The organism is Jatrophihabitans sp., from assembly GCF_036000465.1.
Taxonomy (GTDB): Bacteria; Actinomycetota; Actinomycetes; order Mycobacteriales; family Jatrophihabitantaceae; genus Jatrophihabitans.
Genome location: NZ_DASYFV010000059.1, coordinates 48,975 through 64,655, shown reverse-complemented (window position 1 = coordinate 64,655; position 15,681 = coordinate 48,975). Strand labels below are relative to the sequence as shown.

Here is a 15,681-nt window from a genome sequence, read left to right as displayed (position 1 = left end):
ACCGAAGCCGGCGACCGCGTCCTCCCGAAGGTGTGGAGAAACCATGCTCAGCCGGCCTGACGGAAACACCTCTCACACGCGGGAGCGGAGCGCCTTGCGGTCGAGCTTGCCGATGCTCGTGAGCGGCAGGGTGTCGACGACGTGCACCTCGCGCGGGTACTTCACTGCCGACAGGTGCTCCCGCCCGAAGGCGACGAGATCGTCCGGGGTGGCCGCCGCGCCGGGCACGAGCTGGACGAACGCGACGATCTCCTCGCCCTGCTTCTCGTCCGGACGGCCGATGACAGCGCAGACGGCGACGTCGGGGTGACGGATCAGCGCCTCCTCCACATCGCGCGGGTACACGTTGAAGCCGCCGCGGATGATGATGTCCTTCATCCGGTCGACCACGTAGAGGTAGCCGTCGGAGTCGAGGTGGCCGACGTCGCCGGTGTGGAACCAGCCGTCCCGCACGGCCAGCGCGGTGGTCTCGGCATCGTTCCAGTAGCCGGTCATCAGTCCGGGCGTGAGGATGCAGATCTCGCCGTCCTCGTCGGGGCCGGCGTCGCCGCCGTCGGGGAGCTCGATGCGCAGCTGCACGCCCGGGGCGGCGCGGCCGACGCTGCCGGCCCGGGCCTGGCCGGTCGGCGTCGTCGAGGCGAGAGCAGCGATCTCGGAGCAGCCGTAACCCTCGACGACCTCGACGGACGGCAACCGGCGCAGCCACTCGTCGCGGACCTCGGCCGGCAGCGGTGCGCTGCCACTGACCAGCCGGCGCAGCGCCGACAGGTCGTAGTCCTCGAGCGGTTGGGCGGCGAGCAGGCGCAGCATTGTCGGCACGGTGGCACCGGTCTGCACCCTCTCGTCCTGGGCGAGCGTGAGCCAGCCGACCGGGTCGAACCAGCGCATCAGCACGGTTCGGTTCGGACGCACCGCGTGCAGGCTCATCGTCGCCACGAGCAGCCCGTAGGCGTGCGCGAGCGGAAGCGGTAGCAGCGAGACGCCGTAGTCGTCGTCCTCGGAGGCGAGCACCGCCGCGTGCGCGGCCGACGACAGCGCGTCGTGGCTGAGCATCACGCCCTTCGAGCGACCCGTCGTCCCGCCGGTGTAGAGCAGGGCCGCCATGGACGTCGGGTCGGCGTCGACCAGCGGGGCCTCCTCGCCCGAGGCCAACTCGTCGAACGACGAAGCGCCGCCGGTGCCCGCACCGGTGACGACGACCCGTACGTCGAGTCCGGAGGCGGCGGCCAGCACCTTGGGCAGGAACTCCGGCGTCGTGACGATGGCCGCGGCGCCGGAGTCGCTCAGAGCGTGCTGCAGCTCGTCCTCGCTGAGCAGGAACAGCAGCGGTGTGACCGCGGCGCCGAGACGCCATACCGCATGGTATGTGGCCAGTACCTCGGGACAGTTCGCCATACAGACCGCGACGCGATCACCCGCTCGCACACCGATCGACGACAGCCCGGCCGCGAAACGCCGGCCGAGCGCACCCAGCTCGGCCGACGTCGTCGTCGTGCCCTCGAAGACCAGCGAACTCTCGGCGCCGAAGCGCTTCTCCGACTGCTCGGCCAGTACGGCCAGGGAACTCCCGCGCGGATCACTCAGCATTCCTGAAACGTACCGCCGAGCTAGCGCAAGGAGGCCAAAGCGGCCTCCACTGTGGGCCGGCGCGCGAGTTCCCGAGCGATGCGCCGGGCGGCCTCGCGCGGGTGCGCGTCGTGCAGGCACCGCCACACCGCCGCACGCAGGGCCGGCGCCGCGGCCGGGTCGTAGGTCGATCGCTGCGCCGCGGTGGCCCCGGCGGGATCGACGACAACGGCGACGCCGAGGCCGTGGAGGGCTCTCGCGTTGTGCAGTTGATCGGCGAACATCGCGTGGACGACCATCGGCACTCCGGCGGCCAGGGCGCCGAGTGCCGTGCCCGAACCACCGTGGCACACGACGGCCGACGCCTCGGCAAGGGCGTCCGCCTGGGCGATCCAACGGCAGACGTGCACGTTGCGGGGCATCGGGCCGAGGTCGAGGTCCTGTCCCGTGCTCATGAGTACCCGCAGCGGCTCGTCGGCCAGGGCTTCGGTGGCGGCCCGGTAGGCGCCGGTCCCGACCGTCCCGGCAACCGTGCCGAACGTGACGTACACCAGCGGATCGGTGCTCCCGTTCCACCAGTCGGGCAGGGGCTGGGCCGCGGCCGCCGGATCCTGATAACGGCGCGTGTCCGGATACGGCGACGGGTCGATCGGCGCGGGAAACCGGGTGAGGTACGGAGCCGCCCGGAGGGCGTCGACGACGGGTCCGTAGCGCGCGAGTGCGGGCGCCGCGACCGTCAGCGATCCGCCCTCCACCTCGGCCAGCGAGATGGCAACCTGTGCATGGCGGATGCCGGCCCGCATCGCCGCGATCGGACCCGCGTACTCCGTCGGTTCGTGGACGACGACGTCCGGGCGGTGCTGGGCGACCGCGCGTTCGACCGCGGGCAGCATCGCCGCGGTGTTCAGCCGACCGAACACCTCCCGGTTCGCGATCACCGACGCCTCCCGCGGGGGTGCGGCCCGGAAGTCACGCCAGAGGCGAGCGAGCTCGTCGGGATCGGGCGAGCCACCCGGGACCACCTGCGCCCCGGTGGTGCGCGCGCGTTCCGCCGCTGCCTCCGGAACCACGACGAGCACGGCATCACCGCGCGCGACGCCCGCCTCGACGAAGGGCACCAGCGGGCCGAAGTGACCGGCCATCGACGACCCCGAAACCAGAACTCGCATCGCCGCTGACCCTACGGGCCGGCGGCGTGAGCGCTACTTGAGTTCCGCCGAGGACTTGTTGAGCAGGCGCCGCGCGACGATCAGCTGCTGGATCTGCTGCGTCCCCTCGAAGATGTCGAGGATCTTCGAATCCCGCGCCCACTTCTCCAACAGCGAGTGCTCGCTGTAGCCCAGCGACCCGGCGAGTTCGACGCAGCGCAGCGTGATCTCGGTGCCGACGCGGCCGGCCTTCGCCTTGGCCATCGAGGCCTGCAGCGAGTTCGGCTTGTTGTTGTCGGCCATCCAGGTCGCCTCGAGGGTGAGCAGGTAGGCGGCCTCCCAGTCGGCCTCCATCTGCAGGTAGGCCGCGGCGGCCGCGGACTGCGAGTAGGCCGGCCGGTCGTAGTCGACCTCGACCCCGGCCTGCTTGAGCAGGTCCTCGGTCTCGTCGAGAGCCGCGCGAGCGCAGCCGACGGCCATGCCGGCGACGAGCGGACGGGTGTTGTCGAACGTCTGCATGACCCCGCCGAAGCCGGCGTCGGTCTCGATGTCCGGCGAACCCATCAGGTTCGCCTTGGGCACCCGGCAGTCGGTGAAGCGGATCGTCGCGGTGTCGGACGCGCGGATGCCGAGCTTGTGCTCGAGCCGCTCGACGACCATGCCCGGCGTGCCCTTCTCGACCACGAAGGACTTGATCGCCGCCCGCCCCTTGGACGGGTCGAGCGACGCCCACACGACGACAGCGTTCGCGCGGCCGCCGGCGGTGACGTAGATCTTCTCGCCGTTGATGACGTAGTCGTCGCCGTCGAGCACCGCCGTCGTCTTCACCGCGGCGGAGTCGGAACCGAAGCTCGGCTCGGTGATCGCCATGGCCGCCCACAGGTGACCGAAGCGGGCCAGTTGCTCGTCGTCGGCGACCGAGGCGATCGCGGCGTTGCCCAACCCCTGGCGCGGCATGGACAGCACCATGGCGACGTCACCCCAGCACGCCTCGATGATCGAGAGCACGCCGGACATGTTGGTGCCGTTGCGGTTGCCCTTGTCCTTCGCCTTCGCATCGCGCCGGACGCCGCTCGCGCCGGTCGAGGTCTCGCCCGAGGCGTTCATGCCGTCGATGAGCGAGGCGAGCATGTCGAGTTCCTTCGGGTACTCGTGCTCGCTGCGGTCGTACTTGCGCGAGATGGGACGGAAGATCTCCATCGACACCTGGTGCGCCTGGTTGATCAGCATGCCGAACTTCTTCGGCGTCTCCAGATTGATGGCCATCAGACCAACACCACACCTTCCATGACGCCGGCCGCTCGCAGATCTCGGTACCAGCGCTCCACCGGGTGCTCCTTCACGTAGCCGTGCCCGCCGAGCAGCTGCACGCCGCTGCTGCCGATCTGCATGCCGTACTCGGCGGTGAGGCGGCGGGCGAGCCCGGCCTCGCGGGCGAACGGGGCGCCCTGGTCGGCCCGCGAGGCCGCGCGCAGCATGACCAGCCGCGCGCCCTCGAGCTCGATGCCGATGTTGGCGACCATGAACGCCACGGCCTGCCGGTTGCTGATCGGCTCGCCGAACGCCACGCGCTCGTTGACGTAGGGGATCACGTAGTCGAGCACGGCCTTGCCGGTGCCGCAGGCGAGCGCGGCCCAGCCGATGCGGCTCAGCCGGATGCACTCGGCGTAGTCATCGGCTTCGCCGAGCAGGGCGGCGGCCGGGAGGGAGACCTGGTCGAGCACGAGGCGTCCGGTGGCCGCTGCCCGCAGGCCCATCGCCGGCTCGGCCTCGATCAGCACGCCGCTGGTGCCCGACTCGACGACGAACAGCCGGGGCGTGCCCTCGAGCGCGGCGGCGACAACGAACAGCTCGGCCGTGGCCGCCCGGGGCACGAGCGACTTCACGCCTTCGAGCACGTACCCGTCGCCCTTGCGGGTGGCCGTCGTCGTCAGCGTGAACGGGTCGAACAGCGGACGCGGCTCGAGCACGGCGAGTGCCGCGGCCGGCACGTCGTCGCCGACGAAGGACGGCAGGTAGGTGGCCTGCTGCTCGGCGCTGCCCCAGAGCGCGAGCGCGTTGCTGACGCCGGCCGGCGCGAGGCAGGCGACCGCGAGTCCCATGTCGCCGTGGGCCAGCGCCTCGGCCACGAGGGCGCCGGTGGTGGCCGAGCGCTCCTCGCTCATGCCGCCCAGCGACTCGGGCACGCCGAGCAGCGTGACCCCGAGCTCGGCGACCGACTGCGTGAGCACGGCGTCCGGCGCGGCGCACTCGACGTCGGCCTCGGCTGCGGCGGGGCGCAGCTTCTCGGCCGCGAACTCGCGCGTGGCGTCGACGATCATCTTCTGCTCGTCGGTGGGCGTGAGGTCGAACAGGCCGCGCTCGCCCGACGGGCTGGGCCGCTTCGCGCCGCCGCGCTTCGAGCCGACGGCGGCGAAGGTGCGGTTGGCCACGCCGACCGACCGGAAACCCACCTTGCTGCCGGTGAACACCGCGTTCTCGATCGGCCCGCGCAGCTTGAGCTTGTCGATCACGGCCACGCCGGCGAGCCGGTTCAGCGCAGCCAGACCGACGCCCATCGCGTCGCGTCCGCGCCTGTTTCGCCCTGCCATATCCGCACTCCCGAAAGTCAGTGGTACACCTAGTTCCGGGTAAATCTACCCGCCGGTAGCAGTGACGCAATGGCGAGTGACGGAGGACGCCCCGGGATCGGTCCTGTGGACAGCCTGCAGGGGGAACCGGGTATGTCTAGTGTTCGTTGCACTGATGTACCACCCACGCTCACCCAGGAGGACGGCACCGTGTCCAACCCCGCGCTGAACCGGTTCGGTCGACAGGCCGGCGGCTTCCCGCCACCCACGGCCGGCGAGCTGCAGGGCATGTACGACCAGCCGGCGTACACCGGCCCGCGTACCGCCGCCCGCTACATGACCCTCGACGACGTCGTCCAGCGCACCGCCGCGATGCTGGGCACGATCCTGCTGGCCGGCGCCGTCGCGTGGTTCGCGCTGCCCGACAACCTGTTCCTGCCCGCCCTCATCATCTCGGCGATGGGCGGCCTCGGTCTCGGCCTCTACATGTCGTTCACCATGAAGGTGAAGGCCCCGACGGCGCTGCTCTACTCCGTCTTCGAGGGGGTACTGCTCGGCGCGATCAGCCACGTCTTCGAGCAGCGGTTCCACGGCATCGTGATCCAGGCGGTCACCGGCACCGCGATGGTCGCCGGCGGCATGCTGTTCGTCTACAAGATCGGGGCCATCCGGGTCACCCCGAAGCTCACTCGCATCATCGTCGGCGCCACGATCGGCGCGTTCGGCCTGATGATCGTGAACCTGGTCGCCCACCTGTTCAGCTCCGACGGCCTGGGCCTGCGCTCGGGCGGACCCGTGGCGATCGGTTTCAGCCTGCTCTGCATCGTCATCGCCGCGTTCAACCTGGTGCTGGACTTCGACATGATCGAGCGCGGCATCCGTCAGGGCGCCCCGCAGCAGCTGGCCTGGTACGCCGCGTTCGGCCTGACCGTCACGCTGGTCTGGCTCTACATCGAGATCCTGCGCCTGCTCGGCTACGCCCGGCAGTAGCGTCCCCTGGCAGCGGACAAAGCGCGGAAGTGGGCGCAAGCACAACGAAGAAGGCCGGACCCGGGAGGCGGGTCCGGCCTTTCTCGTGTCCCGGGAGGCGGGACGGGTGGTGCTCTGCGAGGGGTGGAGCCGGGCCCGGAGTTTCCCGGATCCACCTCTCGCCATGCGGCCAGGCCGGCTATTCCCCCACGGAATCTCTATCTCCGGCCTCGCTTCTGACCAGTTCAACGAACGCCCTACGCAGAGGTTGCGCGGAATTTCGAAGAATTTTCTGTGCAGCGCGATCGGCCAAGGATTTCGTCCGGCTATGCCCGGTTTACGCGGGCCGGACAGGTCAGGAGAGCCGCTCCAGGATCATCGCCATGCCCTGCCCGCCCCCGACGCACATGGTCTCCAGACCGAACTGCCGGTCGTGCGTCTGGAGGGAGTTGATGAGGGTCGTGGTGATGCGGGCGCCGGTCATGCCGAACGGGTGCCCGACGGCGATGGCGCCGCCGTTGACGTTGAGCCGGTCCATGTCGATGCCCAGCTCGCGCTGCGAGCCGAGCACCTGCACGGCGAAGGCCTCGTTGATCTCGACCAGGTCGATGTCGCCGATGCTCATGCCGGCCTGGGCCAGCGCGCGCTTGGAGGCCTCGACCGGGCCCAGGCCCATGATCTCGGGGGAGAGCCCCGAGACGCCGGTGGCGACGATGCGGGCCAGCGGGGTGAGCCCCAGCTCGGCCGCCTTGGTGTCGCTCATGATGACGACCGCCGCGGCGCCGTCGTTGAGCGGGCAGCAGTTGCCCGCGGTCACCCGTCCGTCCGGGCGGAACACCGGCTTGAGGCCGGAGACCGCGTCGTAGGTGACGCCGGCGCGCGGTCCGTCGTCCTTCGACACGACCGTGCCGTCGGGCAGCGTCACCGGGGTGATGTCGCGGGGCCAGAAGCCGGACTGGATCGCGGCCTCGGCGAGGTTCTGCGACCGGACGCCGAAGTGGTCCATGTCCTCGCGGCTGATGCCGTGCAGCAAGGCCACGTTCTCGGCGGTCTGGCCCATGGCGATGTAGACGTCCGGCAGCAGGCCGTCCTCGCGGGGGTCGTGCCACTCGGCCGCGCCCGACTCGGCGACCTTCGCCGTGCGGGCCTGGGCCTCGTCGTAGAGGCCGTTGCGGCTGTTCGGCCAGCCGTCGGCGCTACCGTTGACGAAGCGGGAGACCGTCTCGACGCCGGCCGAGATGAAGGCGTGGCCCTCGCCGGCCTTGATGGCGTGGAATGCCATCCGGGAGGTCTGCAACGACGACGAGCAGTAGCGGTTCACGGTCGTCCCCGGCAGGAAGTCGAAGCCGAGCTGGACGGCGACGGTGCGCGCGATGTTGAAGCCCGACTCCCCGCCCGGCTGACCGCAGCCCATCATGAGGTCGTCGATGTCGTGCGGGTCGAGGCCGGGCGCCTTGTCCAGCGCGGCGCGCACCATCTGGGCGGCGAGGTCGTCGGGACGGATCGAGGTCAGCGACCCCTTGCCGGCGCGCCCGATCGGCGAGCGGGCGGTCGAGACGATCACGGCTTCGGGCATGGGGTGCTCCTTCGTCGGCGGGGCGTTGCCCCGATCGTGCCATTGGCCCGGGCGCGGGCTCAGGGCTGGTCCACCGCGAACTCGGCCGCGCTCGCGGTGCAGGTGAACACGGTCGGACGGGTCATGGCGTTGCCGCTCTGGCACGTGTAGCCGCCGAGATGCTGCACCGACTCGCCCTGTGTCCGGTACTGCGCCGCGACGTCGTAGGCGTCGGTACAGGTGATCTGGCCGCTGACGATGCGGATCCGGTACTTGTCGAGCTGCGGGCAGGTCTGCGGCCCGACGGCGTCGGCGGCGGTGAACTCGGCCCCGGTGGAGCTGCAGGTGAAGTTGACCGGACGGGTCCGGGCGGTGCCGAGCTGGCAGGTGTAGCCGTCGATGCGTTGCACGGCGTCGCCGCCGCGGGTGAACTGCGCCGCCACGGAGTCGGCCTGCACGCACGTCACGAGGCCCTTGTAGATCGTCACCTGATACGGCGGCTTCTGCGCGCAGCGCAGGGGGCCGGTGCTGGTGCTCGACGCCGGGATCGGGTGCTGCAGCGTCGCCGCCGGGGTCGACGGCGCGGACGACGAGGTGACCGGGCCGGAGCGCGCAGGCGAGCCGGCGCCGGTGCTGGCGCTCGAGGCGCACCCGGCCAGCAGCAGGGCGGCGAGAGCCGGCAGCGTCCGCATCAGACGCCGACCGCGGCTTCGGGGGACGACGCCGGGCCCCGGCGGCGGGGCACGCGGCGGCGGAGCTGGGCCAGCGGGCCGCGTCGGTTCTCCGACCGGCCGAAGCGCTCGGCGGCGGCGACCTCGGTGCCGGGACGCGCGGCGGCCTGGGCGGCGGCGCGGGCGACCGGCTTGACCCGGCGGGTGGTGAAGGTGCTGGCCGAGCGGGCCCGGGTGCGCAGCCCGAGGGCGTCCAGGCACGACGGCAGCACGGCCTGCGCCGCCTCGGCGTAGCCGGCGGCCGAGGGGTGGAAGCGGTCCTCGGCGAAGAAGTGCAGGTTGGACATGAACAGCGGGCCGAGGATGTCGCCGAGGGAGACGGTCCGGCCGCCGGCCTCGACGACGGCCACCGTCTGGGCCCGGGCCATCTGCCGCGACAGCCGCCGGGCGTATGCGCGCAGCGGCTGTGCGAGGGGACGGATGGTGCCGAGGTCGGGGCAGGTGCCAACCACGACCTCGGCGCCGAGCGAGCAGAGCCCGCGCACGGTATCGGCCAGGTAGGGCACGGCCACCGACGGCTTGGTCAGCTCGGTGACGTCGTTGGCGCCGATCATGATGATCGCCAGTTCCGGACGCGCCCGGCCCAGGGCGGTGAGCTGCTGCGGCAGGTCGGGCGACTCGGCGCCGACCACCGCCACGTTCGTCACGTGCACCGGCCGGCGGGCGGCCTCGGAGATGGCGATCGCGATCTGCGCGGCGGGGGTGTCCCGGTCGCGGTAGACGCCGTAGCCGGCCGCGGTCGAGTCGCCGAGCATCGCCATCCGGATCGGCGGGCGGCTGCGACTCACGCCGGCGGCGGCCCAGGTGGTGTCGTGGGAGACGGGCGGCGGGTCGGTGGCGACCGGGATGCGGCGCTTGGCGAGGCGCGTCTCGGCCCACATGACGGTGGCGAGCGCGCCGGTGCTCGCGATCGTGGCCGCACCCAGGCCGCCGCTCACGTAGAGCGCGACCCTCCGGAGTCGGTCGTCAGGCCTCACGTCGACCGAGGCTAGCGTGTCGCCCATGCGCTACAGCGAATCTCTGGTCGAGCTGATCGGCAACACCCCGCTGGTCCGACTCCGACATGTCACCGGCCTCGGCGACGACGGCCCCCTCGTGCTCGCCAAGGTCGAGTACTTCAACCCCGGAGGGTCGGTGAAGGACCGCATCGCGGTCAACATGATCGACGCCGCCGAGAAGTCCGGCGAACTCGAGCCGGGCGGGACGATCGTCGAGCCCACCTCGGGCAACACCGGCGTCGGCCTCGCCATCGTCGCCCAGCAACGCGGCTACCACTGCGTCTTCGTCTGCCCGGACAAGGTGAGCAAGGACAAGATCGACACCCTGCGGGCGTACGGCGCCGAGGTCGTCGTCTGCCCGACGGCCGTCGCGCCCGAGGACCCGCGCTCCTACTACTCGGTCTCCGACCGGCTCGCCCGCGAGCGACCGGGTGGCTGGAAGCCCAACCAGTACGCCAACGTGAACAACCCGCGCTCGCACTACGAGACCACCGGCCCGGAGATCTGGGCGCAGACCGACGGGCGCATCACCCACTTCGTCGCCGGCGTCGGCACCGGCGGTACCATCAGCGGCACCGGCCGCTACCTCAAGGAGCACGGCCCGGTGCAGGTCATCGGCGCCGACCCGGAGGGTTCGGTCTACTCCGGCGGCACCGGGCGGCCCTACCTCGTCGAGGGTGTCGGTGAGGACTTCTGGCCCGCAACCTACGACCGGACGGTCTGCGACGAGATCATCGCCGTCTCCGACGCCGCGTCCTTCGCGATGACCCGCCGCCTGGCCCGCGAGGAGGGCCTGCTCGTCGGCGGCTCGTGCGGCATGGCCGTCGTCGCCGCGGTGGAGGTGGCGCAGCGGTGCGGTCCGGACGACGTCATCGTGGTGCTGCTGCCCGACGGCGGCCGGGGCTACCTGTCCAAGATCTTCAACGACGACTGGCTCAGCGACTACGGTTTCGCCGAGGCGAGCGGCGAGGAGACCGTCGGCGAGGTGCTGCGGGCCAAGTCGGGCGACACGCCCTCGCTCGTGCACGGCCACCCGAACGAGACGGTGCGCGAGGCGATCGACATCCTGCGCGAGTACGGCGTCTCGCAGATGCCGATCGTGAAGGCCGAGCCGCCGGTGACGGCGGGCGAGGTCGTCGGGTCGGTGTCCGAGCGGGCCCTGCTCGACGCCCTGTTCGCCGGGTCGGCCTCGCTGGCCGACGCCGTCGAGCCGCACATGTCGGCGCCGCTGCCGATCATCGGGTCGGGCGAACCGGTCGCGGCCGCGGTCGAGGCCCTCACCGACGCCGACGCGCTGCTCGTGCACATCGACGGCAAGCCGGCCGGGGTCATCACCCGCCAGGACCTGCTCGGCCACCTCGCTGCGGGTTAGCCGCTCGCCAGGGTCGGCGCCGCCCCCGCGCACACGTGGTGGTCGTGGGCGGCGTCGAGGTCGACCGGCACCAGCAGGCACAGCCCCGCGGCCGCGGTGGCGGCGTCGAGCGCGCGCTCGCACATGGCCCGCAACGGGCCGATATCGCGGACCGGCCACAGCACCTCGGCGTCGCGCCAGGCCGCGGCCCGCGCGTTCGAGATCGTCCAGTCGCCCAGGCGGTCGGTCAGCCGTCCGAACCCCGGCGCCGACGCGAGGACGGAGTCGCCCTCGACCGAGAGCCGGATCTGCGGCTCCAGACGGTCGAGCACGGCGTTGACCCGGGTGAAGTCGGCGTGGCGGGCGGCGTCGTGCGGCGAGCCGCCGAGCTCCTGCAACGTCTCGACGACCGCGAGCGGCAGGTCGTGGTTGATGTGGGCGTTCATGCCGGCGAGCGCGAACTGCAGCGGCACGACGCGGGTGTCGGCGCGGCGGCTCCAGAGGACGTCCCAGCACCGGGGGACCGCTCCACCGGACTGCGCCGCCCGCAGCGCCGCGAAGTAGTGGTTGACGAAGACGACGTCGAGGCGGCTCATGAACGCCGGGTCACCGAAGTCGGTGGCCGCGATGTCCTGACTCACCGCCTCGGTGACCGCCAGGTACATCGTATTGAACGCCGCCACCCCGTCGCCCGGCGCGAGGGCCGCCGAGATGGCGGTGAGCTGGGCGACGGCCTGCTCGACCGAGGTCACGTCGTCGCAGGGCAGCACCGGGATCGCCTCCGACGTCATCACCGACCTCCGTCCGCCGGTGGTGACGATAGCGCCGATCGGGCTCGGTAGCGTCAGGGCCATGACTGGCTTCAACACCCGCGCCATCCACGCCGGGCAGGAACCCGACCCCCGTACCGGTGCCGTCGCGGTGCCGATCTACGCCACCTCGACCTACAAGCAGGACGGTGTCGGCGGCCTGCGCGAGGGCTACGAGTACAGCCGCAGCGCCAACCCGACCCGGACCGCGCTGGAGGAGGCGCTCGCCGCGCTGGAGAACGGCGTGCGCGGGCTCGCCTTCGCCAGCGGGCTGGCGGCCGAGGACACGCTGCTGCGGACGGTCTGCCGCCCGGGCGACCACGTGATCCTGCCGGGCGACGCGTACGGCGGCACGTTCCGGCTCGTCGCGCGGGTGCTCACGAACTGGGGGGTGGAGTACACGCCGGTGCCGCTGGCCGACCTGGACGCGGTGCGGGCGGCGATCCGGCCGAGCACGAAGGTCATCTGGTGCGAGACGCCGACCAACCCGCTGCTCGGCATCGCCGACATCGAGGCGCTGGCCGGCATCGCCCACGAGGCGGGGGCGCGGCTCGTCGTCGACAACACCTTCGCCTCGCCGTACCTGCAGCAGCCGATCGCGCTCGGCGCCGACGTCGTCGTGCACTCCACGACGAAGTACCTCGGCGGGCACTCCGACGTCGTCGGCGGGGCGCTGATCGCCGCCGACGCGACGCTCGGCGACGAGCTCGCGTTCCACCAGAACGCGATGGGCGCGATCGCCGGCCCGTTCGACTCGTGGCTGGTGCTGCGTGGCATCAAGACGCTGGGTGTGCGGATGGACCGGCACTGCACCAACGCCGGGGCGGTGGTCGACTTCCTGACCGCGCACCCGGCGGTGTCGTCGGTGCTCTACCCCGGCCTGCCGTCGCACCCGAACCACGACGTCGCGGCCCGGCAGATGAGCGGCTTCGGTGGCATGGTGTCGTTCACCCTGAAGGGCGGGGAGGAGACCGCGCTGAAGGTCTGCGGGCTGGTGTCGCTGTTCACCCTCGGCGAGTCGCTCGGCGGGGTCGAGTCGCTGATCGAGCACCCCGGCCGCATGACGCACGCCAGCGTGGCCGGCTCGCCGCTCGAGGTGCCGAACGACCTGGTGCGCCTCTCGGTCGGCATCGAGGACATCGGCGACCTGATCGACGACCTCACGTCGGCCCTGGCGTAGCGCTCAGCCCGCCCGCCACTCGTCGGCGAGGATCGCGAAGACGACCTCGTCGCCCCACTCGCCCTTGAACCACTCGTTCTCGCGCAGGTGGGCCTCCTGGCGCATCCCGACGCGACGCAGCACGGCGGCCGACGCGGCGTTGCGGGCGTCGATGCGGCCGACGACGCGGTGCAGGTCGAGCCCGTCGAAGGCCAGGGTGAGCAGCGCTCGGGTGACCTCGGTGGCGTAGCCGTTGCCCTGGAACCGGGGGTTGATGACGTAGCCGACCTCGCCGCTGCGGTGCTCGGCGCTGTGGAAGAACAGGACGACGTCGCCGATGAGCTCGCCGGTGTCGGCGAGCACCACCGCCAGGTTGAAGACCTGGCCCGGCTCGTCGATGACCGACACGGCCCGCTCCAACCGCTCGATCACCTGCTCGCGGTTGCTCGGCGTGTAGGGGATGTAACGGCAGACCTCCTCGTCGGACTGGTACTCGAGGCAGGCGTCGACGTCGGCGGCCGGGTCGAGCGGGCGCAGCAACAGCCGCTCGGTGCGGATCGGGTACTCCGGATGCAGCATGGCGCCACCCTCTCACCCGGGTGCGACAGCTACGCGTCCCTCGCTGAACGACGACACCCACACCCGACCGCCGGCGACGGCGAGGTCGACGTTGGCCTGGTCGCGCAGGGCGTACGCGCGGCCGAGGGGCTGCCGCCGCAGGATCCTCGGCGCGGCCGGGTCCGCGCTCATCTCGTAGACCGTCGGCCCCTCCGTCGCCGCCACGAACAGCCGCCCGGACACCACCCGCACGGCGTCCGGCTCGCCGCTGAGGGGCAGCCGCGCCGTGATGTGCAGCGTGCCCTCGTCGACCGCGAGCAGCCGCCCGTCGGTGGTGCAGGCGACCCACACGGTCGTCCCGGCCGCGGCCAGTCCTTGCGGCCCGTCGCACAAGCGAGCCGACACGACCCGCCGTCCGGACGCCGGGTCGATGCGGTTCAGCGTGCCGTCCCGGAAGTCGCTCACGAGCACGGATCGGGTCGAGGTGGTGACGAGCCGCGGTTCGGAACCGAGGGGCTGACTCTGCATGACGCGGCCGGCGGGCGAGATGCGGGTGAGGAGCCGGGCCGCCTGCCGCACGACCCAGATCGAGCCGAAGCCGGCCGCCAGACCTTCGGGTTGCCCGGGCACCGCGACGTCGCGGACCACGCGACCGGACTCCGGATCGACGGCCCGCACGCGTCCCGCCCCGAACACGCTGACCCAGACCAGGCCGCCCGCAGCCAGCACCCGCAGTGGCGTCGGCCCCACCTGCACCGTGTGCGTGAGCCGACCGGTCGCCACGTCCCGACCGACGATCGTGCCGGTGTCGGACGATGCGGCCCACACCTGTCCGGCGGCCACGGCGAGGCCCACCGGCGCACCGACGCGGAACGAGGCAACCGCCGTCGGGGTGGGATGCGGCGGTGCGGTGCCCGACGAGCCCGCGCAGGCGGCCAGCAGCAGGATCAGCCCGGCCGCCGCGGTTCGCACCCGAGAGACGATCACACCGGCAGGTCGCGGGGTGGTGACATCGGGGCACCGGGGTTGTCACGATGCCGACGGGCGGCGGGCGCACGAGCAGGGGCGCTTCAGTACCGTCGGTACATGGAGTGCAACGCAGGAGCGATCTGGGACGAGCAGTACCTCGCCTACGACTTCGGCGACCATCCGCTCAACCCAGTGCGGCTCGATCTCACCGTGCGCATGTCGCGCGAGCTCGGGGTGCTCGAGCGCCTCGCCATCACGCCACCGGTCGCCGCCGACGAGTCGCAGCTGCTGACCATCCACACCGCCGACTACATCGCCGCGGTGCGGCGGGCGAGCGTCGACCAGACCTACGAGGGCTTCGGCCTCGGCACCACCGACGACCCGGTCTTCGCCGGCATGTACGACGCGGCCGCGCTCGTGGCCGGCGGCTCGGTGGCGGCGGCGCTGCGCATGTGGAACGGCGAGGTCGAGCACGGCGTGAACATCGCCGGTGGCCTGCACCACGCGATGCGCGACCACGCGTCGGGGTTCTGCATCTTCAACGACGCCGTGCTGGCGATCCGCGCCCTGCTCGATGCCGGGGCGGCGAAGGTGGCCTACGTCGACATCGACGTGCACCACGGCGACGGTGTGCAGGCCGCGTTCTACGACGACCCGCGGGTGATGACGATCAGCCTGCACCAGGATCCGCGCACGCTGTTCCCGGGCACCGGGATGCCGACCGAGATCGGCGCCGGCGACGCGACCGGCACGTCGATCAACGTGGCCCTGCCGCCGGGCACGGACGACGCCGGCTGGCTGCGCGCGTTCCACGCCGTCGTGCCCGGCGCGGTGCGGGCGTTCGCCCCCGACGTGCTCGTCAGCCAGTGCGGCTGCGACACCCACCACGAGGACCCGCTCGCCAACCTGGAGCTGACGATCGACGGGCAGCGCGCCGCGATCGCGGCGATGCACCAGCTCGCGCACGACGTGTGCGGCGGCAAGTGGGTGGCGTTCGGCGGGGGCGGCTACGGGCTGATCCGCTGCGTGCCCCGTACCTGGACCCATCTTCTGGCCGAGGCGAGCGGGCTCGAGATCGCCTCCGACACCCCCGTGCCCGAGGCCTGGACGACCTACCTGCGCGGCCGCGGCGTGAAGAGCGAGCTGCCGTCCCGGATGGGCGAGGGCCCGCTGCGCGAGGTGATCCCGTGGGCGCCCGGCGGCGAGGGCTGGCTCGACGGCGCCATCGGCGCGACCCGCCGGGCGGTCTTCCCGCTGCTGGGCCTCGACCCCGACGACCCGCGGGACTAGGCGCAGCG

At 72.1% G+C, this 15,681-nt stretch carries 14 protein-coding genes; 4 read left to right on the top strand and 10 right to left on the bottom strand.

Going from position 1 to position 15,681, the window contains the following annotated elements; all coding sequences use genetic code 11:
- Positions 1-72: 72 nt before the first annotated feature.
- Genes VGN18_RS17720 through VGN18_RS17705 form a run of 4 tightly spaced genes read right to left on the bottom strand, consistent with a single transcriptional unit; the run spans position 73 to position 5,305 of the window.
- The gene (locus tag VGN18_RS17720; protein WP_327541046.1) at positions 73-1,587 is read right to left on the bottom strand and encodes a class I adenylate-forming enzyme family protein; all 1,515 of its coding nucleotides are present in this window, start codon (positions 1,585-1,587) and stop codon (positions 73-75) included.
- Between the two features lie 20 nt (positions 1,588-1,607).
- Positions 1,608-2,735: a glycosyltransferase gene (locus tag VGN18_RS17715; RefSeq protein WP_327541045.1), complete on the bottom strand. Its 1,128-nt coding sequence runs from the start codon at positions 2,733-2,735 to the stop codon at positions 1,608-1,610.
- Between the two features lie 33 nt (positions 2,736-2,768).
- Entirely contained in the window at positions 2,769-3,980 is a 1,212-nt protein-coding gene (locus VGN18_RS17710) for an acyl-CoA dehydrogenase family protein (RefSeq protein WP_327541044.1), read from the bottom strand.
- Positions 3,980-5,305, bottom strand: coding sequence for an acyl-CoA dehydrogenase family protein (locus VGN18_RS17705; RefSeq protein ID WP_349259959.1), 1,326 nt, complete (start codon positions 5,303-5,305; stop codon positions 3,980-3,982). Before VGN18_RS17705 ends, VGN18_RS17710 begins: the two co-directional genes overlap by 1 nt.
- A 189-nt stretch (positions 5,306-5,494) precedes the next feature.
- Between VGN18_RS17705 and VGN18_RS17700 the strand changes: the two genes are divergently transcribed.
- Positions 5,495-6,274 (top strand): Bax inhibitor-1/YccA family protein, encoded by a 780-nt coding sequence (locus VGN18_RS17700; protein WP_327541042.1) that lies wholly within the window; start codon positions 5,495-5,497, stop codon positions 6,272-6,274.
- A 334-nt stretch (positions 6,275-6,608) separates the two neighbouring features.
- Here the strand turns inward: VGN18_RS17700 and VGN18_RS17695 are convergent, their stop codons facing one another.
- The 3 genes from VGN18_RS17695 to VGN18_RS17685 are packed head-to-tail and all read right to left on the bottom strand — an operon-like array spanning position 6,609 to position 9,516.
- Positions 6,609-7,829 carry an acetyl-CoA C-acetyltransferase gene (locus VGN18_RS17695; RefSeq protein ID WP_327541041.1) on the bottom strand — a complete coding sequence of 407 codons (1,221 nt, stop codon included), beginning with the start codon at positions 7,827-7,829 and terminating at the stop codon, positions 6,609-6,611.
- A 59-nt stretch (positions 7,830-7,888) separates the two neighbouring features.
- Complete coding sequence (locus VGN18_RS17690; protein ID WP_327541040.1) at positions 7,889-8,500, bottom strand: hypothetical protein; 612 nt, start codon at positions 8,498-8,500, stop codon at positions 7,889-7,891.
- Positions 8,500-9,516 (bottom strand): SGNH/GDSL hydrolase family protein, encoded by a 1,017-nt coding sequence (locus tag VGN18_RS17685; RefSeq protein ID WP_327541039.1) that lies wholly within the window; start codon positions 9,514-9,516, stop codon positions 8,500-8,502. Before VGN18_RS17685 ends, VGN18_RS17690 begins: the two co-directional genes overlap by 1 nt.
- Positions 9,517-9,541: 25 nt before the next feature.
- Here VGN18_RS17685 and VGN18_RS17680 point away from each other — a divergent pair, with 25 nt between their 5' ends.
- The gene (locus VGN18_RS17680) at positions 9,542-10,909 is read left to right on the top strand and encodes a cystathionine beta-synthase (RefSeq protein WP_327541038.1); all 1,368 of its coding nucleotides are present in this window, start codon (positions 9,542-9,544) and stop codon (positions 10,907-10,909) included.
- Here the strand turns inward: VGN18_RS17680 and VGN18_RS17675 are convergent.
- Positions 10,906-11,679: a DUF5995 family protein gene (locus VGN18_RS17675; protein WP_327541037.1), complete on the bottom strand. Its 774-nt coding sequence runs from the start codon at positions 11,677-11,679 to the stop codon at positions 10,906-10,908. The genes VGN18_RS17680 and VGN18_RS17675 overlap by 4 nt on opposite strands.
- Before the next feature lie 61 nt (positions 11,680-11,740).
- Here VGN18_RS17675 and VGN18_RS17670 point away from each other — a divergent pair, with 61 nt between their 5' ends.
- Positions 11,741-12,877, top strand: coding sequence for a cystathionine gamma-synthase (locus tag VGN18_RS17670; protein WP_327541036.1), 1,137 nt, complete (start codon positions 11,741-11,743; stop codon positions 12,875-12,877).
- A 3-nt stretch (positions 12,878-12,880) separates the two neighbouring features.
- On the opposite strand, the gene VGN18_RS17665 is transcribed toward VGN18_RS17670, so the two are convergent.
- Together VGN18_RS17665 and VGN18_RS17660 are read right to left on the bottom strand one after the other, a co-directional pair.
- Positions 12,881-13,435 (bottom strand): GNAT family protein, encoded by a 555-nt coding sequence (locus VGN18_RS17665; protein WP_327541035.1) that lies wholly within the window; start codon positions 13,433-13,435, stop codon positions 12,881-12,883.
- 12 nt (positions 13,436-13,447) lie between these two features.
- Positions 13,448-14,386 (bottom strand): PQQ-binding-like beta-propeller repeat protein, encoded by a 939-nt coding sequence (locus VGN18_RS17660; protein ID WP_327541034.1) that lies wholly within the window; start codon positions 14,384-14,386, stop codon positions 13,448-13,450.
- 114 nt (positions 14,387-14,500) lie between these two features.
- Here VGN18_RS17660 and VGN18_RS17655 point away from each other — a divergent pair, with 114 nt between their 5' ends.
- Complete coding sequence (locus tag VGN18_RS17655; protein WP_327541033.1) at positions 14,501-15,673, top strand: acetoin utilization protein AcuC; 1,173 nt, start codon at positions 14,501-14,503, stop codon at positions 15,671-15,673.
- Positions 15,674-15,681: the final 8 nt, after the last annotated feature.